This is a genomic window from Vibrio olivae (genome assembly GCF_042428525.1).
Classification (GTDB): domain Bacteria; phylum Pseudomonadota; class Gammaproteobacteria; order Enterobacterales; family Vibrionaceae; genus Vibrio; species Vibrio olivae.
This window is the reverse complement of record NZ_JBHMEP010000001.1, coordinates 1,652,783-1,677,962: the sequence shown is the minus strand read 5'-3', so window position 1 is coordinate 1,677,962 and position 25,180 is coordinate 1,652,783. Positions and strand designations below refer to the sequence as shown.

Annotated in this window: 19 protein-coding genes; 16 read left to right on the top strand and 3 right to left on the bottom strand. The window is 46.4% G+C overall.

From position 1 onward, the window contains the following. Positions 1 to 182: 182 nt before the first annotated feature. From ACFFUV_RS07670 to ACFFUV_RS07655, 4 genes are all read left to right on the top strand, one after another. Positions 183 to 3,404 carry an AraC family transcriptional regulator gene (locus ACFFUV_RS07670; RefSeq protein ID WP_390190956.1) on the top strand — a complete coding sequence of 1,074 codons (3,222 nt, stop codon included), beginning with the start codon at positions 183 to 185 and terminating at the stop codon, positions 3,402 to 3,404. 596 nt (positions 3,405 to 4,000) lie between these two features. Next, positions 4,001 to 4,228, top strand: coding sequence for a FeoA family protein (locus ACFFUV_RS07665; RefSeq protein ID WP_390190954.1), 228 nt, complete (start codon positions 4,001 to 4,003; stop codon positions 4,226 to 4,228). After that, a complete protein-coding gene (gene feoB / locus ACFFUV_RS07660) occupies positions 4,228 to 6,504 on the top strand; it encodes a Fe(2+) transporter permease subunit FeoB (RefSeq protein WP_390190952.1) in 2,277 nt (758 codons plus the stop codon). Before ACFFUV_RS07665 ends, feoB begins: the two co-directional genes overlap by 1 nt. Beyond that, on the top strand, positions 6,501 to 6,731 hold the full coding sequence (locus ACFFUV_RS07655; RefSeq protein WP_390190951.1) for a FeoC-like transcriptional regulator: 231 nt from the start codon (positions 6,501 to 6,503) through the stop codon (positions 6,729 to 6,731). Before feoB ends, ACFFUV_RS07655 begins: the two co-directional genes overlap by 4 nt. A gap of 61 nt (positions 6,732 to 6,792) precedes the next feature. Here the strand turns inward: ACFFUV_RS07655 and ACFFUV_RS07650 are convergent, their stop codons facing one another. Beyond that, positions 6,793 to 7,221: an HIT domain-containing protein gene (locus tag ACFFUV_RS07650; RefSeq protein WP_390190949.1), complete on the bottom strand. Its 429-nt coding sequence runs from the start codon at positions 7,219 to 7,221 to the stop codon at positions 6,793 to 6,795. 61 nt (positions 7,222 to 7,282) lie between these two features. Next, complete coding sequence (argS, locus tag ACFFUV_RS07645; protein ID WP_390190948.1) at positions 7,283 to 9,019, bottom strand: arginine--tRNA ligase; 1,737 nt, start codon at positions 9,017 to 9,019, stop codon at positions 7,283 to 7,285. A gap of 237 nt (positions 9,020 to 9,256) precedes the next feature. On the opposite strand from argS, the gene ACFFUV_RS07640 reads away from it, so the two are divergent. Further along, a complete protein-coding gene (locus ACFFUV_RS07640; RefSeq protein ID WP_390191883.1) occupies positions 9,257 to 9,853 on the top strand; it encodes a VOC family protein in 597 nt (198 codons plus the stop codon). On the opposite strand, the gene ACFFUV_RS07635 is transcribed toward ACFFUV_RS07640, so the two are convergent. Then, complete coding sequence (locus ACFFUV_RS07635) at positions 9,850 to 12,627, bottom strand: insulinase family protein (RefSeq protein WP_390190947.1); 2,778 nt, start codon at positions 12,625 to 12,627, stop codon at positions 9,850 to 9,852. The genes ACFFUV_RS07640 and ACFFUV_RS07635 overlap by 4 nt on opposite strands. A gap of 294 nt (positions 12,628 to 12,921) precedes the next feature. Here ACFFUV_RS07635 and sixA point away from each other — a divergent pair, with 294 nt between their 5' ends. The 11 genes from sixA to ACFFUV_RS07580 all read left to right on the top strand — a co-directional run bounded on the left by sixA (position 12,922) and on the right by ACFFUV_RS07580 (position 25,146). Beyond that, positions 12,922 to 13,386 (top strand): phosphohistidine phosphatase SixA, encoded by a 465-nt coding sequence (sixA, locus tag ACFFUV_RS07630; RefSeq protein WP_390190945.1) that lies wholly within the window; start codon positions 12,922 to 12,924, stop codon positions 13,384 to 13,386. 112 nt (positions 13,387 to 13,498) lie between these two features. After that, positions 13,499 to 15,592, top strand: coding sequence for a flagellar biosynthesis protein FlhA (gene flhA / locus ACFFUV_RS07625; RefSeq protein ID WP_390190943.1), 2,094 nt, complete (start codon positions 13,499 to 13,501; stop codon positions 15,590 to 15,592). Positions 15,593 to 15,624: 32 nt separating this feature from the next. Next, positions 15,625 to 17,106 (top strand): flagellar biosynthesis GTPase FlhF, encoded by a 1,482-nt coding sequence (gene flhF, locus ACFFUV_RS07620; protein WP_390190942.1) that lies wholly within the window; start codon positions 15,625 to 15,627, stop codon positions 17,104 to 17,106. Between the two features lie 13 nt (positions 17,107 to 17,119). After that, positions 17,120 to 18,007 carry a MinD/ParA family protein gene (locus tag ACFFUV_RS07615; protein ID WP_390190941.1) on the top strand — a complete coding sequence of 296 codons (888 nt, stop codon included), beginning with the start codon at positions 17,120 to 17,122 and terminating at the stop codon, positions 18,005 to 18,007. Then, a complete protein-coding gene (locus ACFFUV_RS07610) occupies positions 18,000 to 18,734 on the top strand; it encodes an RNA polymerase sigma factor FliA (protein ID WP_390190940.1) in 735 nt (244 codons plus the stop codon). The genes ACFFUV_RS07615 and ACFFUV_RS07610 overlap by 8 nt, the downstream gene beginning before the upstream one ends. Positions 18,735 to 18,779: 45 nt before the next feature. After that, a complete protein-coding gene (gene cheY / locus ACFFUV_RS07605) occupies positions 18,780 to 19,148 on the top strand; it encodes a chemotaxis response regulator CheY (protein ID WP_390191881.1) in 369 nt (122 codons plus the stop codon). 47 nt (positions 19,149 to 19,195) lie between these two features. Next, positions 19,196 to 19,909: a protein phosphatase CheZ gene (locus ACFFUV_RS07600; RefSeq protein ID WP_390190939.1), complete on the top strand. Its 714-nt coding sequence runs from the start codon at positions 19,196 to 19,198 to the stop codon at positions 19,907 to 19,909. A gap of 9 nt (positions 19,910 to 19,918) precedes the next feature. Continuing rightward, complete coding sequence (locus ACFFUV_RS07595; RefSeq protein ID WP_390190937.1) at positions 19,919 to 22,144, top strand: chemotaxis protein CheA; 2,226 nt, start codon at positions 19,919 to 19,921, stop codon at positions 22,142 to 22,144. A gap of 27 nt (positions 22,145 to 22,171) precedes the next feature. After that, the gene (locus tag ACFFUV_RS07590; RefSeq protein ID WP_390190935.1) at positions 22,172 to 23,284 is read left to right on the top strand and encodes a protein-glutamate methylesterase/protein-glutamine glutaminase; all 1,113 of its coding nucleotides are present in this window, start codon (positions 22,172 to 22,174) and stop codon (positions 23,282 to 23,284) included. A 10-nt stretch (positions 23,285 to 23,294) separates the two neighbouring features. After that, positions 23,295 to 24,074, top strand: coding sequence for a ParA family protein (locus tag ACFFUV_RS07585; protein WP_390190932.1), 780 nt, complete (start codon positions 23,295 to 23,297; stop codon positions 24,072 to 24,074). Continuing rightward, positions 24,064 to 25,146, top strand: coding sequence for a chemotaxis protein CheW (locus ACFFUV_RS07580; RefSeq protein ID WP_390190930.1), 1,083 nt, complete (start codon positions 24,064 to 24,066; stop codon positions 25,144 to 25,146). The genes ACFFUV_RS07585 and ACFFUV_RS07580 overlap by 11 nt, the downstream gene beginning before the upstream one ends. Positions 25,147 to 25,180: the final 34 nt, after the last annotated feature.

The following is a 25,180-nucleotide window of genomic DNA, read 5'->3' as shown; positions in this document are numbered from 1 at the left end:
AAAGAAGATAATTATCAGTGCAAAAAAATACCATTCGGTAATGAGTGCACGTTATTTTGTGGGTGAGGGCATCGAGCTTGTTGCGAGTTTTTGGTTTGCTGTGCGGATTTTTATTATGCTTCGCGAGTCAAGCAGCGCAGCATGTTTTTTATCCGTTGCCTTCTCAGCACCGAGGGAAAGTTGTGGTTGCCAACCAATTGTTCCTCGGCCCTTCTGGCGGTATTTGGTTACATGATGCCAAGTATCGTATCAAAGTTTTTGATGGCGTTGGCGTGCTTCCTGAGAATGGTTCTGTGTTCGATGTCGCTACCGCTCATCTCACTTATCAAAACCACGCTTTTTGGACCTTCGTCGGTAATGAGGTCTATCGTCTTCTTCCCGGACGAGAGCGTCAGCCCGAGTTCAATCTTACTCCAGGCAGTGAAATTACGCAGATCGGTGCCTCGCAAGGGTATTTGTGGCTGACCGATCAGTCACAGTTTTACGCTTACTACATCGAGACTCAAGTACTTGATGTCTATCCACTCTCGAGAATATATCAATACAATCAAGCGTTGAATGTTGTTATCAATGATGCCCAACATATCGATGGAGAATGGGTGTTAGCGACCAATGCTGGTGTATATATCTCACGGTCGAATGGGTTTCGTTATGTAAGCGCATCGAATAAGCGGCCGGTATCACAATTGTTTTTCTCTAAAACGCGTCGTGAGTTATTGGTTGGGAGTGATGACGGGGCTTTAGTGATTGATGTTGATTCGGGTAGTGATGAACCCGTTGAACGTATTGGTCATGGGCAAGTCACTGCCATGATCGAATCTGACGGCGCGTATTGGATAGGAAGCGATAAAGGGCTCTATCTTTATTCCGTGTTCACTGGGCAAACCGATTATTTAAAGGGGGACACGCACCAAGGGCACCAATTACGCGGTGAACATATCTATGCGTTACTCAATGATCGTCAGGGGGGTATCTGGGTATCGACAGAATTTGGTGTGCAATACCACTCATTGTTTGGCGATCAATTCAAACGCTACGCTCAGCCAGTGTTTGATGAAGCCCAGCATCAGCTTACCCCTGAAATGATATCGCTAGCGCAGACCAAAGGTCACTACTGGTTTTTGTCGGATAGTGGTTTACATCAACTCAAACATAGCGGGCAACAGGCTAAAACGTTCTACTCTGGGAAAGTGTTCGATTATGCTGAAGATGAACAATGGGTATGGTTAGCGACATCACAAGGTGTCAAAGTCGTTGATGCGGACAGTGGCGTGTTGAACACACAGCGAAACCTACCCTCCTTGCTGAGAGATAAGTCGACTCACTTGATCGAAATAACGTCTACGGGCGATGTCCTTGGTGTGACACAAAGTGTGTTATGGCGTTATCAGCTTGAGACAGGGGCGCTTAAACAATGGCATCTTTCTCAGCTCAACCCTCAATCTTTACAGGCAGGGCGGTGGCAATTGTTTGCGGCGCAAGATGGCACGGTGGTGTTAAGTGGCGATAGCGCTATTTCTGTTATTCGTGGAGAGACGGTGCATACCATTAAGGGTTCTCAAAAAATTGGTCGTATTAGCCAGTGGGTTAATATTAGTGAGCATCAACTCTGGGCTGTTGGCCATTACGGTATTTATCAGCTGGATACGCAGCAACTTTCTTTGTCTGACGTGATGATGCCAGCAGAAGGGGTGATGCCCCAATGTGTCGTGCGTAACCAAGATGGTTTATGGCTGAGCTCTTCGTTTGGGCTTAGTCGTTATGATATGTCTGGGCAGTTGCTTGCCCATTACTCGGCACCTTTTGGTGTTATTCATAACGAGTTTTTACCGAGTGCTTGTGTGAATGCGGTCGATGACCAGCGCGATATTTTATTCGCTACTCAGACCGGTGTTATGCGAGTGAGTACTTATCCATTGGTCATGCAAAGCGTACCTCAGCCAAAGCTCATTATTAGCCAAATGACGATCAACCAAAACCAAGATTATTTTGGTGGATTAATTGATAGTCCTATTCGTCTCCGGCTGGGGGATTCGGTCAGCCTACGAGTTGGTGGATTACCTCAGTTAAACAGCGCGAACTTGGAGTACCGCTTAACCGACCAACAAGCGTGGCAACCGCTCAATAGCAACTTGCTAACGCTTAGTCACTTAACGCCAGCTAATTATCAACTGAGTGTGCGCTATTTATTACCTAATGGCGTTGTATCTGATGAGGTTAGTGTCAGTTTGTTTGTGGTGGAGCCATGGTATTTCAAACGTGTTGTCATTATCGGCGCGGTTACTTTAGGGCTCGCACTACTCGCGGTTGGTTTCTACTGGCGTAGCCGAGTCGCCGCCGCTAACCATCGGCGGATGCAGGCCGAGGTGGCACGTAAAACTCAGCATTTAATGCACAAAGATAGAGAGCTGTTAGCGCAAAATCAGCAGTTAAAAAAGCAGCTTCAGGTGAGGAAGGTGCTGTTGTCAGAATTACTGGCGCGCATGAAGCTACGGTTGTCCAAACAAGTGTGGCGCGCGACCAGTAGTGACGATATTGAGCATATTATTAAACGCATGACGCTCGAGTTGGAATTGCTTGAAAATACACGTAGTGACGTACAAGGCGAAAAAGCGGCGTTTGACTTAGTGACGATCGTTAAAACTGCCTTGAGTGTATGGCACGAAGAAATACAGCGCCATGCTATTGCCATTACCCTTGAGCATTCAGAGAATGAGCCAGTATGGATTATGCTCAAGGCCTTTACGTTAGACCAAGTTTTAAGTGGGCTCATCAATAATCTACTGCGTCGATGTTATCAAAAGCAATCTGTGACTGTAAAAATTGAGCAGGATATCGAGGCTCAGTGTGTGCGGTTAAGTTTCTATGACCAAGGCAGAGGCATTGATGAATTAGACTCGACTCCGACGGATTGGGAGGTACTACGTGAGCAAGTTCTGGTTAGTGGTGGAAGCCTGAAGATATACAGTTCCGATGAACGTAATATCATCGAGTTAAGCTGGGGGCTCGCGACTATTTTTGACGAAATTGACGTTGCTGATGACGTGAATTCCAATTTTGACGTTGCGATTGAGCAAGACTCCCCTTGGCTGGAACAAGCACAATATCTTATTGCCCAGCATTACTCCGATCCTGAGTTTACTACCGTGATGGCGGCGAAGCTGCTGTACGTTTCTGAGCGAAGTCTTCAGCGTCGATCCAAGCAACTGAGCGGCAGAACGTTCAAAGATGTGTTAAATGAAACTCGGCTTAACCACGCTTGTCAATTACTCCTCGATGGCGAACGGGTTTCTGAAGTTGCGTTCGCGTGCGGTTACAACGACCCTTCCTATTTCAGTCAGCGCTTTAAGGCACTGTTTGGTGTCTCTCCTTCCCAATTTGTCGAAAACCAAGAAGTGCTATAAACCTTTCTAGTACTTGCTGGATATCCCTTCACTCCAACACATCTTTCTTATGGCCATATGGGTGACACGATGTTTTATCGATATCAAGGTCGGGTTCTATTCAATGACAAGAGGGAATGGTGGTATCAGTTTGTAGTGCAATAAAGTCTTTCTGAAAGGGAAATAGGAAAGGGAAAAAATGTCGTGGTATAGCCGGGGGACTATACCACGGGTACCAAGGATACCTTCGCTTGCTGCCGGAGTGATGTGGATACATCACCTCTGGAATTAAATAGGAAACCACTTGGCCTCCACGAGAATGACTATAAGAAGTTGTGAGGAATGAACGTATAAATTTAACGCCAGTGTGACATAAGAAAAACGACATATTTGTAACGCATTGTTTTTGATTATCTTTTTTGATTTCTGGTAATTTTGTTTTGTGATTTTGGTTTACCAACCAGTAACAGAGAACAAGATTTGACGAATTTAACGTTAGTCATTTTGACGTAAATAACGGTCTAATTTTGCAAAGTTTGATTTTGGACAAGACCCTGCTGTTTAAATGGTCATATTCTTAATAAGAATCCTTCTCATTAGCTATTGGAAATCCGTTTATGAAGCTATCCCAACTGTCACCGGGCGAATCGGCCGTCATTTGTGGTTTTGCTCAGATGACAAGCGATGTGCGCAAAAAATTGATGATTATGGGCATGCTGCCCGATACCAACGTGACCGTTCTGCGTAAAGCGCCGTTTGGTGATCCGCTTCAGGTACAGGTTCGCGGTGTGTCATTAGCGCTACGCAATGCGATAGCGGAACAAATCGATGTTGAGGTGGTGTAATGGATTATCAATTACTGACCGTCGGTAACCCGAACTGTGGTAAAACCACGTTGTTTAATGGATTGACCGGAGCCAAACAGCAAGTTGGAAACTGGGCAGGGGTGACGGTCGAGAAAAAAACCGGGCGCTTTCATCAAGGCGGGGATGATTTTCAAATTACGGACTTGCCGGGTATTTACGCGTTGGATAGCGGTAATGATGCCAATAGTATCGATGAGTCCATCGCGTCTAGAGCGGTGTTAACTCATCCTGCTAACTTGATTGTGAACGTTGTTGACGCTACCTGTCTAGAGCGCAGTTTATATATGACATTGCAGCTACGCGAGTTGGGACGTCCCATGATTGTCGTGCTCAATAAAATGGACGCCTTAAAGCGCGAGCGCCAAGTACTGGATGTTTCCGGTCTTGAACAAGCATTAGGGTGTCCGGTGCTTTCCCTTTCAGCTAATGATCGCGCTCAGGTCCAACGCTTTAAGAGCAAGCTACATAAAATCATCGTTCAAGGTGTGACTCTCAGTGAGTTGGCGCTCGACTATCATGATGATTTTGAATACGCGGCGAATAACTTAAAGTCTCTGTTTGTTGGCCAGATCTCCAGTGCGCGTGCGCTTGCTATTCGTGCCCTTGAAAATGACAGCTTAGTTCTCAACGGGTTACTTCAACCACAGCGAGATATTGTCCAATCTCAGCGTAAGCAACTTCAATTGGATGTCGATCTCCATGTAGCGGATGTCAAATTTAGCTACATACATCAAGTGCTGAAAGTGGTTCGTCGAGAGCAAGGTAAAGCCAGCTATAACTTGACTGAGCGTGTCGATAGTGTGGTACTCAATAAGTGGGTTGGCGTGCCGTTCTTCTTTTTGATTATGTACCTCATGTTTATGTTTGCTATCAATATCGGCAGCGCTTTTATCGACTTTTTCGACATTGGTGTCGGGGCTCTCCTAGTCGATGGTGGACATTATTTGCTCGATGAGCACCTTCCTGTGTGGCTAGTGACGCTATTGGCCGACGGTATCGGTGGAGGGATTCAAACCGTCGCAACGTTTGTTCCGGTTATTGCTTGTTTGTATCTGTTCTTAGCCGTTATCGAAAGTTCAGGCTATATGTCTCGAGCAGCGTTTGTACTCGATAAAGTAATGCAAAAAATTGGTCTTCCCGGTAAAGCGTTTGTTCCACTGGTTTTGGGGTTTGGTTGTAACGTCCCTGCGATTATGGCAACGCGGACTTTGGACCAAGAGCGCGAACGTAAATTGGCGGCATCAATGGCACCATTTATGTCTTGTGGTGCTCGCTTACCGGTGTATGCGCTTTTTGCCGCTGCGTTTTTCCCCAGCAGTGGCCAAAATGTTGTGTTTGCCTTGTATTTACTTGGTATTTTGGCTGCGGTATTTACCGGTCTTGTTCTCAAGAAAACACTGTACCCAGGCTCGAGTGACAGCTTGATAATGGAAATGCCAAATTATGAGTTTCCAACATTACAAAATGTATTAATCAAAACGTGGCAAAAGCTTAAACGCTTTATGCTGGGCGCGGGTAAGACCATCGTTATCGTGGTGACCATTCTGAGCTTCTTAAATTCACTGGGAGTTGATGGCAGTTTTGGTAATGAGGATACGAATAAATCCGTTTTGTCACGTGCCGCTCAAGTCGTCACGCCGATACTTTCACCGATTGGTGTTGAGTCTGATAACTGGCCTGCAACTGTTGGTGTGATTACGGGAATATTTGCGAAAGAAGCCGTTGTTGGGACGCTAAACAACTTATACGCACCAGATGATGCTGCGGATGATGGCGAGTTCGATTTAGCGGCGAGCTTAAGCGAAGCGGTCATGTCTATACCGGATAATTTGGTTGCGTTGAGTTTTTCTGATCCTCTAGGGATTGAAGTGGGAGATTTGAGTAACACCGATTCAGTGGCAGAGGATCAGCAAGTTAACGCTTCTATTTTTGGTAACTTGCAGCACTATTTTAGCGGCGGACATGCAGCGTTTTCTTATTTAGTCTTTATTTTGCTCTACACGCCATGCGTTGCGGCAATGGGCGCATATGTGCGTGAATTTGGCGCTAAATTTGCGCGCTTTATTGCAGTGTGGACTATGGGGCTTGCCTATGCAGGGGCGACACTGTACTACCAGTTATCGCAGTTGACTACCCATCCGCTATCAAGTGGCCTTTGGGTGATTGGAATCGTTGCAGCGAGCGGTGCAATTTTCTGGTGGATGAAGCGCCAAGGGCTCCGTGCTGCGCAACACTTTGAGGCACAAACAGTATGATTCTGAGTGAGTTAAAGCAATATATCCTTGAGCATCACGGCGCAAGTAGCAAGCAATTAGCGAAGCGGTTCGGTCTGTCAGAAGATGGCGTGGATGCCATGCTGAGTGTTTGGATTCGTAAAGGTCAAATATCTAAAATGGTGGATACTAACCGCGATCAGCGAGTGACTAACGTTCGATATGTGGTTAACCCAAGTCATGGGTTGTCATTAACGGTAACGATGTAAGTTTACTCAAAAAAAGCAGCATGTTAATGCTGCTTTTTTATCATCAAGGCACCGAGAATTGTCACGCTGTTTGGAAGGTCTCATTCTGAGCCAAAGCGCGCTGCATTGTTAACGTTAACTCGGTTTGTTCTTCATCGCTGCGAAATACACCTGAAGTATTTCCCCACACAGGACCAGGCCAAGCGATGTCTGTTTTGAAGCGTGCAATATGGTGGATGTGCAACTGGGGCACCATATTCCCAAGAGCGCCAAAGTTGAGCTTATCTGGCGAAAACTGCGTTTCTAGCACTTCAAATACGGATTGTGACTCAAGCAGGAATTGCTGCTGATCGCAGATGGGCAGATGATGCAACTCTTTTAAATCACTGCGCTGAGGAACTAAAATGATCCAAGGCACAGATTGGTCTTTGTGCAGTAATACCATACAAAGCGGAAAGTGACCAACAACAGTGGTGTCTTTGACCAATTGAGGATGAAGTTCAAAACTCATGGTTATTTCTCACAATGTCGAATAGAAAAAGGTTGGCGATGAGCCAACCTTTAACTGAGTGTTACATGCGCTCTAGCGTATTAATGCCAAGCAGCGATAGCCCTTTTTGGATGGTTTTGGCTGTCAAGGCTGCGAGCTTCATACGGCTTTGCTTCGTTTCTTCGTCATTGGCAGCTAGAATTGGGCAGGCTTCATAGAAGCTTGAGAACTGGCCAGCCAACTCAAATAGGTAAGCACACATGATGTGTGGTTGACCTTCACGAGCAACGGATTGAACCGCTTCTTCAAACTGCAGCAATTTGGCAACCAAGGCTTTTTCTTTGTCTTCACTGATGTGAATCGAGCCTTGTAAGTTATCCATTGCAACGCCCGCTTTGGCGAAGATAGATGAAACACGTGTAAATGCATACTGCATGTAAGGCGCTGTATTGCCTTCAAATGCCAACATGTTATCCCAATCAAACACGTAGTCCGTTGTACGGTTTTTCGATAGGTCGGCATATTTTACTGCAGCCATTGCCACTGTTTTGGCGATGTTCTCTTTCTCGTTCGCATCAAGATCAGAGTTTTTCGATTCGATTAGCTGAGCGGCGCGTTCTTCGGCTTCATCCAACAAATCAACCAAACGAACGGTACCACCTGCGCGTGTCTTGAAAGGGCGGCCATCTTTACCCAACATCATTCCAAACGCGTGGTGTTCCAATGCCACATCTTCTGGCACATAGCCCGCTTTACGGACGATGGTCCATGCTTGCATCAAGTGCTGATGTTGGCGAGAGTCAATAAAGTAAAGCACACGGTCAGCGCCAAGTGTTTCATAGCGATACTTGGCACAGGCAATATCGGTGGTGGTATAAAGGAAAGCGCCGTCGCGTTTTTGCACGATAACACCCATTGGGTCGCCATCTTTGTTTTTGTATTCATCAAGGAATACAACTTGTGCGCCGTCATCTTCTACGGCTAAACCTTTCTGCTTCAGGTCTGCAACGATGCCAGGTAGCATGTCGTTATACATGCTCTCACCCATTACGTTATCACGAGTAAGAGAAACGTTGAGACGGTCGTAGTTACGCTGGTTTTGCATCATTGTGATGTCGACCAGTTTCTTCCACATTTGACCACAATATGCATCGCCGCCTTGCAGTTTAACTACATAGCTGCGAGCTTTTTCTGCGAATGCTTCATCTTCGTCATAAAGTTTTTTCGATTCACGATAGAAAGCTTCAAGATCAGACAGCTCCATAGAAACTTCATTGCCTGACTCTTGCTCGATTCGCTCTAAATTCGCAATCAACATACCGAACTGAGTGCCCCAGTCGCCAATGTGGTTAGCGCGAATCACATTATGTCCAAGGAATTCTAAAGTACGGACGACGGCATCACCAATGATGGTCGAGCGTAAATGTCCGACGTGCATTTCTTTGGCTACATTCGGTGCAGAGTAATCGGCAACGATCGTCTTAGGCGCGTCTAGTGCTACCCCAAGTCGTTCATCGTTTAATGCCGTTTCAGCTTGCTGAGCGAGGAACTCTGTGCTCAGGAAAATATTAATAAAGCCGGGCCCAGCAATTTCAGTTTTGCTTGCAATGCCGTCAAGATCTAAAACATCCAAGACTTTTTGCGCAAACTCTCGCGGATTGGTACCTAGTTTTTTCGCGACGCCCATGATGCCGTTAGCCTGGTAATCACCAAACTGAGGTTTTGCTGATTGGCGAACAGCAGCAGGACTGCCTTCTGGCGCGCCAGCGGCTACAAGAGCCTGAGATACTTTATCGTTAATAAGTGCTTGGATATTCACACGTGCATCCTTCAATTCTTGGGAATTGTTTCTATTATACATTGGACATTAATTTTATTCAGATCGCAGAATATTCATCTGTTTAATGTGCATGTATATTTTGTTTATGTTCGAAAAAATGGCGCTCATAATATCAATATTTTTGCGCGGTATACAGGGCGTAAAAACGGATTTTTTCTACTTTTCCTGATTAACTTGCTAGTATTGCGCCCAAATCAGTGGATTGGAAACACAATGATGACAATGACGCTTCACCAGCAACAGCTTACGCCTTCGCAGATGAACGCTAATCTAGCGCCATTTATAAGCAAAATTAACACGCTGTGCGACTTGCTTGGACTCGACTTAACCTGCTACCAAGCTGACCATATCGCGTTGAGAATTAATGATTCAAGTTTAGCCCGTCAGGCGCACGAAGCATGGGCGAGTCAAGGGCAAGTCATTTCCCAAGCGGTGATCAATGGCCGACCGATCATCGTGATGAAATTTGATAGCCCACTGTCCGCCGATTCTTGGTCGATTGAGTGTTTGGAATTGCCTTACCCTGCGACTGGAAAAATCTACCCTCAGCAAGGTTGGGAGCACATTGAGTTTGTGGTGCCTTCCAAGGCTCAGAGTGTTGACGACTATTTGCAGGAGATATTGACCCTTTTCCCTGTACTCGCTGAGCGTTGGGCTCAGCTTGAAGAGCTTAATGTGAAAGTCAAATTATCAAGTCCGCAAGGGGAAGGGGAACGATTGGCTAACCCAACGATAGCATTCAAACATCAAGGCGTATGCATCAAACTTCATCCATACGCCTTGAGTGAGATAGTCGCTTCTGAACAAAGCTAACCAAGTTCGGTATCTTTGGGACGCAGTTGGAACTCTTCAATCGAGCCGATTTCATGGCCCAAAGAGAGTTTTTCTGCGTCTTGATGGGCTTTTCCTTGGGTATGCATAATTAAGCGATTTGCTGTTCTAGGCTTTAATATATTGACGACAAAGCGAATCATATCACTGCGTGTTAAAGATTTTAGCTCCTCTAACACGCGCTCTCGTTGATCGAAATTGATATCTTTATTGCCAATGGCAACCCAAAAGCGCTGCGCTCGACCTCTGAGTGTGGTGTCCGGTGTAGCAATTTGATTCCATAGCCCCCGTTTACTGCTGTGCCATTGATACTCATTAAGTTCCAATAGAACCAAATAAAAGGCATTGAGATATTCGTCTATCGAGCGAATTAAGTCAGTTGGCGCGGCATTGGGGGACTGAACATAGAGCACCAAGCCTGGGTGACGGTTTAATGGCAAGTTACCCGTTCCAACCATGTAGCCTAGTTGCTGCTTGGTTCGAATCTCGTGAAAGAAGGTGGCCGACATCAAATGATTGGCCAGAGAATAGAGCGCAATATCCCTAGGTTCACTGGTTGGGCATTGATAATAGACCACGATGGCGGAATCTTCTTGAGCGCATTCCACTTCTTTTTGGAACGTGCCGCTGTCACCAAGCATGATCAGTGGTCGTAAAGATTCCTCATAAGTTTGGTTCTCTACTCGTAATGCATCTTTTAAGGTATCACCCAGTGCTTTCGCATCATTTTTTGTCCAATCACCATACACAAACATCTCAACATGCAGTTCACTAAGAATATGCGAGACAAAGTCAGGAAGCTGCTCAACGTCTATGGCTTCCAGTGCGGTGACCAAATCGGCGTAAGGGGGATTATTAGGTTGCAAAATACCCGTCATGGCATTAAAAAGTTGTGAAATTGGGCGGTCTTGTGCTGAATTTCGCCAATTTCGCAAGAGTTGTGTTTTGATGCTGTCAAAGCGTTCTTGACTGAACTCGCGCCGTGCGAAGCGGGCAAGAATCATTTTCATCAACTCGGATTGTTTAGCACTAAACCCCGAGAGAGTAAGGGTCACTCCGCCTTGATGTGCATACATGTTGTAGCCCATCCCCGCAATTTCAGCTTGATAAGTTTCCTTGGCTAATGAGTCCAAAAACATTTCCACACATAGCCGTGTTTTGACGATGTTCTTAACGTTCGCTACCGCGTGTGGACTATCAATGGCCACAAACACCACGCCTTTGGGGACGCGAAATTCATCATCTTGCATGTGCCAAAGGGTGAAGCCGGGAAGTTGTTCGACAATTTCTGGTGTCTGCTGCTCGCGTTCAACAGGATTGGGATCAAGTTGATAGCTGATAAATGGATTTTGTGGCGGCAGCTCAAAATCAAACGGGAGGTTTGGAGCCAGAAAACGTGACTTTTGTTCGTCACTAAAAGGTGTAATCGAGTAGGGGGTAAAGTACCAATCCGCTTGTTTGTCGTGTTCAAAGCCTTTTGCAACTAAAGTGGCACGCAAATTACTCGGAGTGAAATACCCTAACAATTCTTTAAGTAATGCTTCTTGGTAGCCAGCCATCATATAATCGCCATATATAATATCTTGTGGCGCGTAGTGCTGCATGTTGATCACGAGGTGGCTGACTAAATCGAGCGGGCGTGTCGGTTCTTGAAAGCGAAATGCTGATTCAAGTACCGCTTGTTTTTCGGTATATCGCCACTCTTCGAAGCCTTGCTCTTCAATTAAATTCAGATACTGAAATACCGCTTGAATAATCTCTTCGACATGCTCAAGGCCTTGAGTTGTCAGGGTGCAACTAATGGTAAATTCTCGATAGTTACTTCCGCTCACGCCACCGCCAGCGGATAATGACACTATCCAACCCTGCTTTTTGAGCTCAAGCATTAAACTGTGTTCACCTTCATAACCCAGTAAGTGAGCGAAATAAGACAGCGGTTTGGTTTGATAGTACTTATCCATACCGGGAAAAGTAAACGTTAAGATAAGCTTACGAATTTCTTTGCTCGGTTCGACATAAACGAACTCACCACATGCATCACCGCGTTTATAGTTGGTGATAACCTCTTTACCTGCGTGGTGTTGGTTTACGATTAAGCTAAACCTATCTTCGACCCAATGCTCAAGCTCATCTAACGACTGAGGCCCAATGACAGTGAGAGTCATGATATCGGCGGAGTAGTGGGTTTTATGGAAATCCACAATTTCATCGCGAATGCTTTGGCCATCGCGATCGCCTAGGGTATCTAAATTACCGACTGAAAACTTCGCAAACGGGTGCTCAGAGTTCACGGTTTCTTTATGAACTTGATAGAGGCGTCTCGAGTCATCCTTGAGCTTGAGCTTGTATTCTGATTCGACGGCTTGCCGCTCTTTATCGAGCGCTTCTTCGTTAAACAAAGGCGCGATGAAAAACTGACTAAAGCGATCGAGGGCTTTTTCAAATGCTGATGGACTGACATCAAAGAAGAAGCAGGTGTGCTCGGTCCCGGTCCACGCGTTGTTCGTCCCGCCATGCTGAGAAATAAAATTTTGGAAGTCGCCCACTTTTGGGTATTTCTCGGTGCCCAGAAACAGCATGTGTTCAAGATAGTGGGCTAAACCTTGGCGTTCTATAGGATCGTCAAAGTGACCGACATTGACGGCAAGCGCTGCCGCACTTTTTTGTGCGTCTTCGTTTTGAATGATTAATGCGCGTAACCCATTGGGTAGGGTTAAATAGCGATAATGATTGGAATCATTAGGACTTAGATGCACTGTGGCTCTCCGCTTGGATGTAATCTTCTAAGTATGAGCTTGGAACGTCATGACTGCAAAGACAGTTTGGTCGCAAAAGTGACTCGTTTGCGGTTTTGGCTTATTTCTTTTAGTTATCCGTAGAAAGGAATCGTTCTCAGAAGATTTCTTTTACTATCAGTAGATTGTTAAGAAAGTCGACGTCTTTAGCAAGGTTCTTGATATAATTATTGTTAGTTTCTGCTTTTTTTTCGTATCAAACTGGCATGATGGCGCGCTGTCATAAGCTGTAGATAGACAAACTTAGGAAATGTTATGAAGATCTTTATTATGCGTCATGGAGAGGCGGTGCAATTTGCTCTGAGCGACGCAGAAAGAGCGTTGACTGAGCGGGGCCAAAGTGCATCCATCGCCGTGGCAAGAGCGAGTAATGAGCAAGGCGTTAAACAGTTTGATTTGGTGCTAGTGAGTCCTTACGTTCGCGCCCAACAAACATGGAATGCGATCGCCCAATATTTTGAGGCCGATAAGGTTGAAACCAGCGAAGACATTACGCCTTATGGTGACTCTGAGCAGGTGTTTGACTATCTGCAGGCTCGAATCGACGTTGATAGCCTTGAATCGGTATTAATCGTCTCTCATCTCCCTTTAGTAGGGTATCTTACTGCTGAATTCGTCACCGATATTACCCCTCCTATGTTTTCGACATCCGGGTTAACCTGCATCGATTACGATCACAGTGCCCAACGCGGAGAGATCGTTTGGAGCCTGAACCCTTAAGATTGACTGGGGAGTTAGGCTCCCCTTAGCCAGTTTTTTGACATTATTGCTGGACTAAAAATTGCATACGTATACTAAGTCTTTCATTACTCTGAAATAACCAGTAACACGTATGAAGTTCTCTTTGCCTTTTATCGACAAGCTTCCTCCGATCCCTCAGCGCGCGATGCCTGCGGTCGGTGCGCCAGTGATGGTGCTAGCCACGTTGGCGATGGTGGTTTTGCCCATCCCTGCTTTTTTGCTCGATTTATTCTTCACGTTCAACATTGCATTGGCAATGGTTGTGTTACTGGTGACGGTATATACGCGCCGTCCCCTCGATTTTGCTGCGTTTCCTACCGTCCTGCTGATCGCCACTCTACTTCGACTTGCACTGAACGTTGCATCAACTCGTGTTGTGTTGCTGTACGGGCATGAAGGTGAAGGGGCTGCGGGTAACGTTATCGAAGCGTTCGGTAACGTGGTGATTGGCGGTAACTATGCGGTTGGTTTGGTCGTATTCTTGATTCTTATGATCATCAACTTCATGGTCGTGACTAAAGGTGCTGGACGGATTTCAGAGGTCAGTGCTCGCTTCACGCTTGACGCCTTGCCGGGTAAACAAATGGCAATCGATGCCGATTTAAACGCCGGGCTTATCGATCAAGAGCAAGCGCGTACACGGCGACAAGAAGTCACCAAAGAAGCAGACTTCTATGGTTCTATGGACGGTGCGTCAAAATTTGTTAAAGGGGATGCCATTGCCGGTATCCTGATTTTGTTCATCAATATCATCGGCGGTTTGTCCATTGGTATGGGGCAATATGACCTTGGTTTTGGCGAAGCTATTGAAATCTATACTTTACTGACCATCGGTGATGGTTTGGTCGCACAAATCCCGTCACTCCTGCTTTCCATTGGCGCTGCGATTATGGTCACGCGTCAAAATACCGATGAGGACATGGGGCAGCAGGTGGTTTTCCAACTGTTTGACAACCCTAAAGCCTTGATGATCACCGCAAGCATTCTGACTGTTATGGGCTTGGTTCCGGGTATGCCTCATTTCGCGTTCTTACTGCTCGCGTTTCTTGCTGGTGGCGGCGCTTATCTTATGCGTCGTAAGCAGCAAAAAGCAGCAGAGGAGGCGAAACTACCATCGGCGCCAGAAGGTGAGGTGGCAGCACCCAAAGAACTCTCTTGGGATGATGTTCAGCCGGTGGACATTATTGGACTTGAAGTCGGGTATCGTTTGATTCCACTCGTGGATCGCGACCAAGGCGGCGAACTTCTGGAGCGAGTAAAAGGGGTACGTAAAAAGCTGTCACAAGATTTCGGTTTCTTGATTCCGGCAGTGCATATTCGCGATAACCTCGAGCTAACGCCAAATAGCTATCGAATTACTTTGATGGGAGTGGCCGTCGGTGAGGCCGAGATTCGACCAGACCAAGAATTGGCGATTAATCCCGGCCAAGTTTACGGCATGATTGAAGGTGAACAAACTATCGACCCAGCATTTGGTCTAGAAGCGATTTGGATTCGTGAAGATCAACGTGAACACGCCCAAGCGCTTGGCTATACCGTGGTTGACTCCGCAACGGTTCTCGCCACTCATCTTAGCCAATTATTGACGAATAACGCATCGCAACTCATTGGTCATGAAGAAGTGCAGAACCTGCTCGAAATGCTCAGTCGTTCAGCACCGAAATTGGTGGAAGGCTTTGTTCCTGATCAGTTGGCCCTCGGCGCGGTGGTGAAAGTATTACAAAACCTACTCAATGAAAGCGTACCGATCCGCGATATTCGAACCATCATCCAAACGTTGGCTGAGTACTCGAGTAAGAGTCAAGAACCTGACATCTTGACCGCTGCAGTTCGTATTTCGCTTAAGCGATTAATTGTTCAGGAAATCAATGGGATAGAGCCAGAGTTACCAGTGATTACTTTGATTCCTGAACTGGAACAGATATTGCATCAAACCATGCAAGCGTCAGGCGGTGAATCTGCGGGGATTGAACCAGGTCTTGCTGAGCGACTTCAGATGTCTCTCAGCCAAGCCACTCAGGAACAAGAACTGAAAGGTGAGCCTGCGGTATTATTAACTTCTGGAGTATTGCGGTCGACATTGGCGAAATTTGTGAAAAACACCATTCCGTCATTGCGAGTGCTATCTTACCAAGAAATTCCAGACGAAAAGCAGATAAGAATAGTTCAAGCTGTGGGCAACTGATTCTGACCACTTTTTATTAACGGATGCCGAATTTGAAGATTAAACGATTTTTTGCCAAAGACATGCGTGGAGCCTTACTTCAAGTTAAAGAAGAACTTGGAGCGGATGCGGTGATCATGTCCAATAAAAAAGTGGCGGGTGGCGTTGAAATCGTGGCGGCGGTTGATGGCGAACCAGCGCCTGCACGCAGTTCTAATCAAGGCTACAGTTCAAAGCCGCGTCATAATCCTGACTACCAAGCTGCGAACGCGTCTTCACCACGTCAGTTAGCTGAAGATCGCGTGAGTTTGCAGTCATCTTCAGGGGCGGGAGAAAGCAATGGCTCGATGACCAAACGCTTTGCGAACATGCTAAAGCAGTACAGCCAAACTGCTGCTGAGCCAGAAACCAGTGCGAGTGAAGAGCAGGACTCTTTGACGGCGTTTTTGCGCCGCCAGTCAGAAGCGCGAACCCAGCGTTCAAGCCAAATTCAACTGAAAGAAGATTCCCCTCTCGCCAAACTTATTGCTGAAGATCGACGAGTAGAAAAACAGCCACCGCGTCTTGATCCTAGTCGCTACGAGCGTCAGCGACATGAAGAGCCAGAGTACAACCATCAAGATCTTGACGAAATGAAAGAAGAAATGACCTCAATTCGTCGCTTACTTGAACATCAAGTCTCCGGGTTAATGTGGCAAGAAGTTGAACGCCGCGAACCTCTGCGAGCAATGCTGATTAAGCGTTTGCAGCGCATGGGCGTTTCTGAAGACTTAGCAGACCAATTAGCGTGCTATATCCCTGAAGACACTGCGCCTGCGAAAGCGTGGAAAGCTCTGCTTGGTTTGGTGTCTGATCAAATTCCCATTACTCGCCAAGATATTCTAAAAAGAGGCGGCGTCGTGGCGTTACTCGGCCCGACTGGTGTAGGAAAAACGACGACGATCGCCAAACTCGCCGCGCGTGCGGCGATGGAGTTTGGCTCTGACAATGTTGCGTTGGTTACCACGGATACCTACCGTATCGGTGCCCATGAGCAATTGGCGATTTATGGAAAAATTATGGGGTGTCCAGTCCGAGTTGCTAAAGATTCCAATGAGTTAGCCGATGTAATATATCAATTACGTCATCGACGCTTGGTTTTAGTCGACACGGCGGGTATGGGGCAGCGTGATGTTAGGCTGTCTGAACAGCTCGATACCCTAATGCAAGAGAGTGGTGAAGTGATTCACAGCTATCTTGTACTTCCTGCAACGGCGCAGCGACAAGTGCTGCAGGAAACTATTGATCACTTTAAACGGATTCCACTTTCAGGCTGCATTATGACTAAGCTGGACGAGTCACTTAGCCTTGGTGAATTTTTGAGTGTTGTTGTCCAAAACGCACTGCCGGTAGCCTACATAGCAAACGGGCAACGAGTGCCTGAAGATATCGTGATTGCTCAGCCAAAATACATGGTAGCAAAAGCTAATGAACTGCTGGAGAAATCGACTGAAAACGAACCTCACTACTGGAGTAGTGAGTCGGAAGGGTTCTAGGCGGTAAACAATTATGACAGAGAATATGATACAAGACCAAGCAAGTGGCCTACGCCGCTTAACACAGCCTTCATTGACTAAAGTGATTGCAGTTACTGGTGGCAAAGGTGGTGTCGGTAAATCTAATGTTGCATTAGGTCTCGCCATTTGTATGGCCCGTCAGGGTAAAAAAGTCATGGTTTTGGATGCCGACTTAGGGCTTGCCAATGTTGACGTAATGCTGGGTATTCGTCCTAAGCGCAATTTAGGTCACGTTTTGGCTGGTGAGTGTGAACTCAAAGATGCCATTGTTGAAGGCCCTCATGGCATTCGCATTATTCCTGCGACATCAGGGACTCAATCAATGACTGAGCTCAGCCATGCTCAGCATGTGGGGTTGATTCGAGCGTTCGGCAGCCTGGAAGAAGAGATGGACGTACTGATCGTAGATACCGCTGCCGGTATCTCAGACATGGTCATCAGTTTCTCACGTGCAGCTCAAGATGTCATGGTTGTGGTCTGCGATGAGCCGACGTCAATTACCGATGCGTATGCATTAATTAAACTTTTGAGTAAAGAACATCAGGTACAAAGGTTTAAAATTGTTGCTAACATGGTAAGAAGCTACCGTGAAGGCCGAGAATTGTTTGCGAAGTTGACCTTAGTCACAGAACGCTTTTTGAATGTGAGCTTAGAGCTCGTCGCCTGTATACCTTTAGATGATAAAGTTAGGCAAGCCGTTAAAAAACAGAAAATCGTTGTCGATGCTTTTCCTCGCTCTCCTGCTGCTTTAGCATTGAGCTCGTTAGCAAATAAAGCACTCACTTGGCCAATTCCTAAGACACCGAGTGGACATTTAGAGTTTTTTGTTGAACGTTTATTAAATCGATCCGTGACTGTAGAGGAACCGTTTGGTGAATAAGGCACTGACCTACGACCAATATGCCAACCAGAATAGCCAGAGAGCTTTTCTCGAAAAGTACTCGACTCTGGTAAAACGAATTGCTCACCATTTACTTGGTCGGCTTCCGCCGAGTGTTCAGGTAGAAGACCTTATACAAGCGGGAATGATCGGCCTTTTAGAAGCGCAGAAGAACTATGATGGCAGTAAAGGCGCCAGCTTTGAAACTTATGCGGGCATTCGAATTCGTGGTGCCATGTTGGACGATATTCGTAAGGGGGACTGGGTCCCTCGTTCTGTTCATCGTCATAATCGAGAAATTAGCCAAGCGATCGCTAATTTAGAAAATGAGCTCAATCGTGACCCGACTGACGCCGAAGTGGCGAAGCATTTGGGTATGGATTTGAGCGAGTATCATACGGTGCTTTCGGACATTAACTGTTCACGTTTGGTCGGTATCGAAGATCTTGGTGTGTCTGATGATGTGATCTCCTCCCCAGATGATGAAGATGAAAATACGCCTTTTAGTGGTGTAGCCGATGAATATTTCCGCAAAGCTTTGATAAATTCGATAAAATCCTTGCCAGAACGTGAAGCTTTGGTACTTTCGCTCTATTATGATGAAGAGTTAAACTTAAAAGAAATCGGTGAAGTCATTGGTGTGAGCGAATCTCGCGTGAGCCAAATACTTAGCCAATCAATGCAGCGTCTACGCACAAAGTTAAGTGCATGGACAAATAATGACTAGTGCACTGATATCCCGTACTCAGTGGAGGCAATTTTGAATACAAATATGAAGATCCTTATTGTTGATGATTTTTCAACAATGCGTCGTATCGTTAAAAATCTACTGCGTGATTTAGGATTCAATAATACCCAAGAAGCAGACGATGGTCTTACCGCGTTGCCAATGCTTAAAAAAGGCGATTTTGACTTTGTTGTCACTGACTGGAACATGCCTGGCATGCAGGGTATTGACCTACTAAAACACATTCGTGCGGATGAAGAACTGAAACATCTTCCTGTTCTTATGATCACGGCAGAAGCCAAACGTGAGCAAATTATTGAAGCAGCTCAAGCTGGCGTGAACGGATATATTGTTAAGCCTTTTACAGCGGCTACGCTTAAAGAAAAACTAGACAAAATATTTGAACGTTTATAGTTCGTTAGTTTTACTTTAATTATTAGACGTTAAAGGGCTGAATCAGGATGATTTCATTAGAACAAGCAAAGCAACTTGTTGAGCTGCTCGAAAACGAAAAGCAGCAAGAGGCAAACATTCTCTTCAACACCATCCATGAGCAGACTTCTGAAATGATGCTCCAGGAAATCGGTGAGCTGACTCGCGATCTTCACGAGTCGATTAAACAATTCAGTCTCGATGACCGAATGAGTGTGATTGCCAATGACGAGATTCCTGATGCTAAGGACCGTCTTCAATACGTGATTGATAAGACCGAAGTCGCGGCAAGTAAGACCATGGACGCTGTTGATCGTTGTATGCCAATGGCGGATAACCTTCACGAGAGCTTGTTACAAGTTCGTCCCCAGTGGAATGAACTGATGCGTGGCAAGATAGAATTAGCTGAATTTAAAGCGCTCTGCCATCGAATTGACGACTTGCTTGGTCAGGTTGAAGGCAACAGCTCTGAGTTACGCGGTCAGCTTACTGAAATATTGATGGCACAGGATTTTCAAGACCTTACGGGGCAGATCATTCAACGAGTGATTACGCTGGTCAATGAGGTTGAAACAAGACTGGTCGAGATATTAACGGTATTTACAGCTGATAAGCGAGAAGGTGCAAATAATAACAAAGCATCCATCGACCCTGAGGGACCAATTCTAAACCCTCACGAAAGAGAAGATGCGGTTTCATCACAAGACGAAGTCGATGACTTACTTTCTAGTCTTGGGTTTTAGGGGTAACGTATGAGCTACGATTTAGACGAAGACATTCTACAGGATTTTTTAGTTGAAGCGGGGGAGATCCTCGATCTGCTATCAGAACAGTTGGTTGAACTTGAAAATAACCCAGACGATAGAGATTTACTCAACGCAATTTTCCGAGGCTTCCACACCGTTAAGGGTGGTGCAGGCTTCTTGGCTCTAAGTGAACTGGTTGATACTTGCCACGGCGCAGAAAACGTTTTTGACACTTTACGTAACGGTCAGCGAGCGGTAACGGCCGATTTGATGGATACCATGCTAAGGGCCCTCGATACGGTCAATTCACAGTTCGCAGCGGTACAAGAGCGTGACCCCATTGAAGCAGCTGACCCAGCATTGTTAGAAGAACTTCATCAGCTTAGCCGTCCTCAATCAGAGGATGAAAGTGCACCTGAAGCGGCTGCGCCGCCACCTCCTGAGCCTGTTATTGAAGAGCCTGTGGTTGAGTCTCCAGAGCCAACAAAACCCGAAGCGTCAACGAATATTTCAGCAGAGTCTGTTGACGATATCACAGAAGATGAATTCGAAAAGTTATTGGATGAATTACATGGTGCTGGTGGTGCACCTGGTAAGGCAGATGATAAGCCAGAGCCAAGTCAACCAACGAGTAGCGCCGCGTCCTCATCTGATGACATTACCGACGATGAATTTGAAAAGCTGCTTGACGAGTTACATGGCGCTGGAGGCGCACCAGGGAAGAACGTAGAACAACCCTCTGCGCCTGAAACACCGCCAGCAAGCTCTGCGAAAAGCAGTGATAAACCAGCGTCTGCTGGGGCGGGTGACAGCGATTTAATGACCGATGAGGAATTTGAAAAGCTACTTGATGAGTTACATGGCTCTGGTAAAGGTCCTTCTATAGAAGAGCTTGAAATGGCAACGCGTCCGGCAACAGCTCCGGCTGCGGCATCTTCAGCTGCGCCTGAAGTGAAGCCTCAACCTCAGTTGACACCGCAAGTTGAACCGGAAGAGCAAGCGCCAGTACCAGCGAAAAAAGAAGCCGCGACACCAGCCGCTAAAAAGCCTCAAGCTGAAGCGACTGTCCGTGTCGATACCTCCACTTTAGATACCATTATGAATATGGTCGGTGAGTTGGTATTGGTTCGTAACCGCCTATTAAGCCTTGGGCTCAATAGCAATGACGAGGAAATGTCGAAAGCAGTCTCCAACCTCGATGTCGTCACGGCTGATTTGCAAGGCGCGGTGATGAAAACGCGTATGCAACCAATCAAAAAAGTGTTTGGACGTTTTCCTCGAGTGGTACGAGATTTGGCGCGCAGCCTCAAGAAAGATATTGCTTTGGAAATGCGCGGCGAAGACACAGACCTTGATAAAAATTTAGTCGAAGCACTGGCCGACCCATTGATTCACTTGGTTCGTAACTCGGTTGACCACGGCATAGAGATGCCCGATGACCGAGCGACGGCGGGTAAACCACGTCAAGGTAAAGTGATTTTGTCTGCGGCGCAAGAAGGTGACCATATTCAGTTAGCTATCGTTGACGATGGTGGTGGTATGGATCCGGATAAGTTGCGTGGTATTGCGGTTAAACGCGGAATGATGGACGAAGACGCAGCCTCAAGGCTGACCGACAAAGAGTGCTTCAACCTGATCTTTATGCCTGGGTTCTCGAGTAAAGAGAAAATTTCAGATATCTCTGGCCGTGGTGTTGGTATGGACGTGGTAAAAACGGCCATTAATACACTCAATGGCTCGATTGATATTGACTCAGAGCTGGGTAAAGGAACCAAGATTACGATTAAAGTTCCGTTAACGTTGGCGATCCTCCCAACCTTGATGGTTGGTGTTGCTAAGAACCCATTCGCCTTACCACTGGCAAGTGTTAATGAAATCTTCCACCTCGATCTGAGTAAGACCAATGTCGTTGATGGACAGTTGACGATTATTGTTCGTAATAAATCGATTCCGCTTTTCTATCTCCAAGATTGGTTAGCGCCTAAAGCGACGAAAGGTGAGAGACGCTCAGGACATGGTCATGTAGTGATTGTGCAGTTGGGCAGTCAACGCGTCGGTTTTGTTGTGGATACATTGATCGGTCAAGAAGAAGTTGTGATTAAGCCGCTTGATAACCTATTACAAGGTACGCCGGGCATGGCTGGTGCAACGATCACCAGTGACGGCCATATTGCTCTGATTCTTGATGTTCCAGACTTACTTAAACGTTATGCTGCGGCATCACGTATTTAACTCCCGTGGAGATAAACAAGGACACCTATGGCGATCAGAGTATTAGTTGTAGACGATTCTAGCTTTTTCCGTAGAAGGGTGAGTGAAATTATTAATTCGGAAACACGTCTAGAAGTCATTGACGTGGCGACGAATGGTAAAGAAGCGGTAGAGAAGGCTGCGACACTAAAGCCTGATGTCATTACGATGGATATCGAAATGCCGGTTATGGATGGGATTACAGCTGTGCGTGAAATCATGGCAAAAAATCCGATCCCTATTTTGATGTTTTCGTCACTGACTCACGATGGCGCGAAAGCGACCCTTGATGCACTTGATGCGGGGGCGCTTGATTTCCTGCCGAAGAAGTTTGAAGACATTGCTCGTAACCGTGATGAGGCAGTAACTTTGCTTCAGCAGCGCGTGCTTCAAATTGCGGCGAAACGCGGCATGCTTCGCCGTACAGTGGTGGCAAAAAATGAAGCGCCGGCGACATCAGCACGTCGCTCGACGTCACCTATTGGCCGCGCCTCTCGCTCGGTGGCATCACCCGTTGCCGCTGCACGATTTAAATCCACAGGGAAAAAGTATCAATTAACCGCTATCGGCACTTCAACGGGAGGGCCGGTTGCGCTTCAAAAAATATTAACCAAACTTCCTGCGAATTATCCATTGCCTATCGTGCTGATTCAGCACATGCCTGCGACCTTTACTGCGGCCTTTGCAAGCCGATTAAACAGCTTATGCAAAATTGAAGTAAAGGAAGCTCAAGATGGCGATATTTTGCGACCAGGGGTCGCTTATCTAGCGCCAGGTGGTAAACAAATGATGATTGACGGTCGCCCCGGATCTGCAAAGCTACGGATTATCGATGGGGGAGAGCGCATGAATTATAAGCCATGTGTGGATGTGACTTTTGGCAGTGCCGCCAAAGTTTATGCAGATAAAGTATTGTCTATGGTACTGACCGGAATGGGAGCTGATGGGCGTGAAGGCGCTCGGATGCTTAAGAATGCTGGCGCGACCATTTGGGCTCAGGATGAAGAGAGTTGTGTTGTGTATGGCATGCCTCAAGCTGTCGCCAAAGCGGGCATTTCTAGTGAAGATTTACCTCTAGACCGAATCGCAGAGCGAATCTTAGTCGAAGTCGGTTTGGCGTAGAGGGACGGCAATGATTGTTTGGAGTGTTGCGAATCAAAAAGGTGGTGTCGGTAAAACCACAACGACGATTACCTTGGCTGGACTACTAAGCCAGCAAGGAAAGCGAGTGTTATTGGTGGACACCGACCCTCATGGCTCACTAACCACGTATCTTGGCTACGACTCTGATGGCGTACCATCCAGTTTGTTTGACCTTTTTCAGCTTAAAGAGTTTGATGCCACGACAGTGAGTCCTTTAGTCATGGAAACGGACGTTGAAGGTATTGATCTCATTCCTGCTCATATGTCGCTGGCGACACTAGACCGCGTTATGGGGAATCGCAGTGGTATGGGGCTGATTTTAAAACGTGCCCTGCTGGCGATTCGTGAGCGCTATGATTATGTGCTGATTGACTGCCCGCCCATTTTAGGGGTGATGATGGTCAATGCTTTAGCGGCCAGTGATAGAATTCTGATTCCTGTTCAAACTGAATTTTTGGCGATGAAAGGTTTAGAACGTATGGTCCGAACCTTGTCCATTATGCAGAAATCGCGGAATAAATCGTTCAAAGTGACCATTGTTCCGACGATGTATGACAAGCGTACGCGGGCCTCGTTACAGACTTTGCAGCAGCTTAAAAAGGACTATCCAAATAAAGTGTGGACATCCGCAGTGCCTATTGACACCAAGTTCCGCGATGCCAGTTTGAAACACTTGCCAGTTTCACATTTTGCTCCGGGCAGTCGTGGGGTTTTTGCTTATAAACAATTACTTCTGTATCTCGAGAGGTTAGCGTTAGATGAGTCGTAGCCTGCTATCGAGCGAACAAGCTCTGGATGATTATTTTTCAGCATTGCTTGACGATGAATTTGAACTTGCGGAGGAGGCGACCGAACCTCAACTGCAGCCCAAGCCTTTGTTGCAGCCGATAGACAACAAAAGTTATTACTCTGTTGCTGAGCCTGAGATTGATTTACCGAATCTCAACGACGTAGAACGTTTACTCAAGCAATTAGAAACGGTTAATCCGGTTGAAGAGTTACAACTGGAAGAGGTTTTGGAGAGTAATACTGATCAAATTGCGGCGGAGCAAGCGACGGTTGAAAATCTTGACACTCATGAAGTGATTGATGAAATTCAAGATTGGGATATATCAGATCTCGAACCAGAATCGATTCAAACTGATATTGAGCCAGCGGTAGCGATAGAAACCACCACTGAGTTAGAGATTGAGAGTGTCGAAGAGGATATACCAGCAATAGAGGTAGAGGAAGAGCCTCTTGCTCAGCCTGAATACACCGTACCCGACATTGACTTTGAAACCCAGCGCTTTGTCGAACCAGAACCCAGTATAGAGCCAGAAGTCGCAGTTGAAGTGGAGTTGGAGACGCAAGTTGACGGCCCATTACAAGCGTGGAATTCCACGGAGCGAGTGAATGACTTTCAAGTGCTATATTTTGAGGTAAACGCTGTGACATTTGCTGTTCCATTGGATGAGCTTGGTGGCATTCACCAAATGGCGGAGTTAAGTCATTTGATTGGTCGTCCGAAATGGTATCTTGGCTTACAAAGCAGCCGTGAGTCTCAAATTGACGTTGTCGATACCGCTCGCTGGGTGATGGCAGAAAAACTCACAGACGAAGAGTACAAAGAAAATTACCAGTATATCGTAATGCTAGGTGATAGCTCTTGGGGGCTAGCTAGCTCTCAATTGATGGGGACTGAAACGTTGGACCCTGATAAAGTTCGCTGGCGTAAGACAGCAGGTAAACGCCCTTGGCTTGCCGGTATGGTCAAAGAAAAAATGTGCGCTTTGATACATGTTGAAGCATTGGTAGCTATGCTTAAAGCTGGGCTTGATGTAAAAGCATTAGATAAATAATACATTTATGCCGAAATCGGCTTAGAGAGGAATA

What these genes read in the sequence shown, in the direction of transcription:
- ACFFUV_RS07665 (WP_390190954.1), top strand. Translation starts at nt 4,001, where the DNA reads ATGAAGCTATCCCAACTGTCACCGGGCGAATCGGCCGTCATTTGTGGT.
- feoB (WP_390190952.1), top strand. Translation starts at nt 4,228, where the DNA reads ATGGATTATCAATTACTGACCGTCGGTAACCCGAACTGTGGTAAAACC.
- ACFFUV_RS07655 (WP_390190951.1), top strand. Translation starts at nt 6,501, where the DNA reads ATGATTCTGAGTGAGTTAAAGCAATATATCCTTGAGCATCACGGCGCA.
- ACFFUV_RS07650 (WP_390190949.1), bottom strand. Translation starts at nt 7,221, where the DNA reads ATGAGTTTTGAACTTCATCCTCAATTGGTCAAAGACACCACTGTTGTT.
- ACFFUV_RS07640 (WP_390191883.1), top strand. Translation starts at nt 9,257, where the DNA reads ATGACAATGACGCTTCACCAGCAACAGCTTACGCCTTCGCAGATGAAC.
- sixA (WP_390190945.1), top strand. Translation starts at nt 12,922, where the DNA reads ATGAAGATCTTTATTATGCGTCATGGAGAGGCGGTGCAATTTGCTCTG.
- flhA (WP_390190943.1), top strand. Translation starts at nt 13,499, where the DNA reads ATGAAGTTCTCTTTGCCTTTTATCGACAAGCTTCCTCCGATCCCTCAG.
- ACFFUV_RS07615 (WP_390190941.1), top strand. Translation starts at nt 17,120, where the DNA reads ATGACAGAGAATATGATACAAGACCAAGCAAGTGGCCTACGCCGCTTA.
- cheY (WP_390191881.1), top strand. Translation starts at nt 18,780, where the DNA reads ATGAAGATCCTTATTGTTGATGATTTTTCAACAATGCGTCGTATCGTT.
- ACFFUV_RS07600 (WP_390190939.1), top strand. Translation starts at nt 19,196, where the DNA reads ATGATTTCATTAGAACAAGCAAAGCAACTTGTTGAGCTGCTCGAAAAC.
- ACFFUV_RS07595 (WP_390190937.1), top strand. Translation starts at nt 19,919, where the DNA reads ATGAGCTACGATTTAGACGAAGACATTCTACAGGATTTTTTAGTTGAA.
- ACFFUV_RS07590 (WP_390190935.1), top strand. Translation starts at nt 22,172, where the DNA reads ATGGCGATCAGAGTATTAGTTGTAGACGATTCTAGCTTTTTCCGTAGA.
- ACFFUV_RS07585 (WP_390190932.1), top strand. Translation starts at nt 23,295, where the DNA reads ATGATTGTTTGGAGTGTTGCGAATCAAAAAGGTGGTGTCGGTAAAACC.
- ACFFUV_RS07580 (WP_390190930.1), top strand. Translation starts at nt 24,064, where the DNA reads ATGAGTCGTAGCCTGCTATCGAGCGAACAAGCTCTGGATGATTATTTT.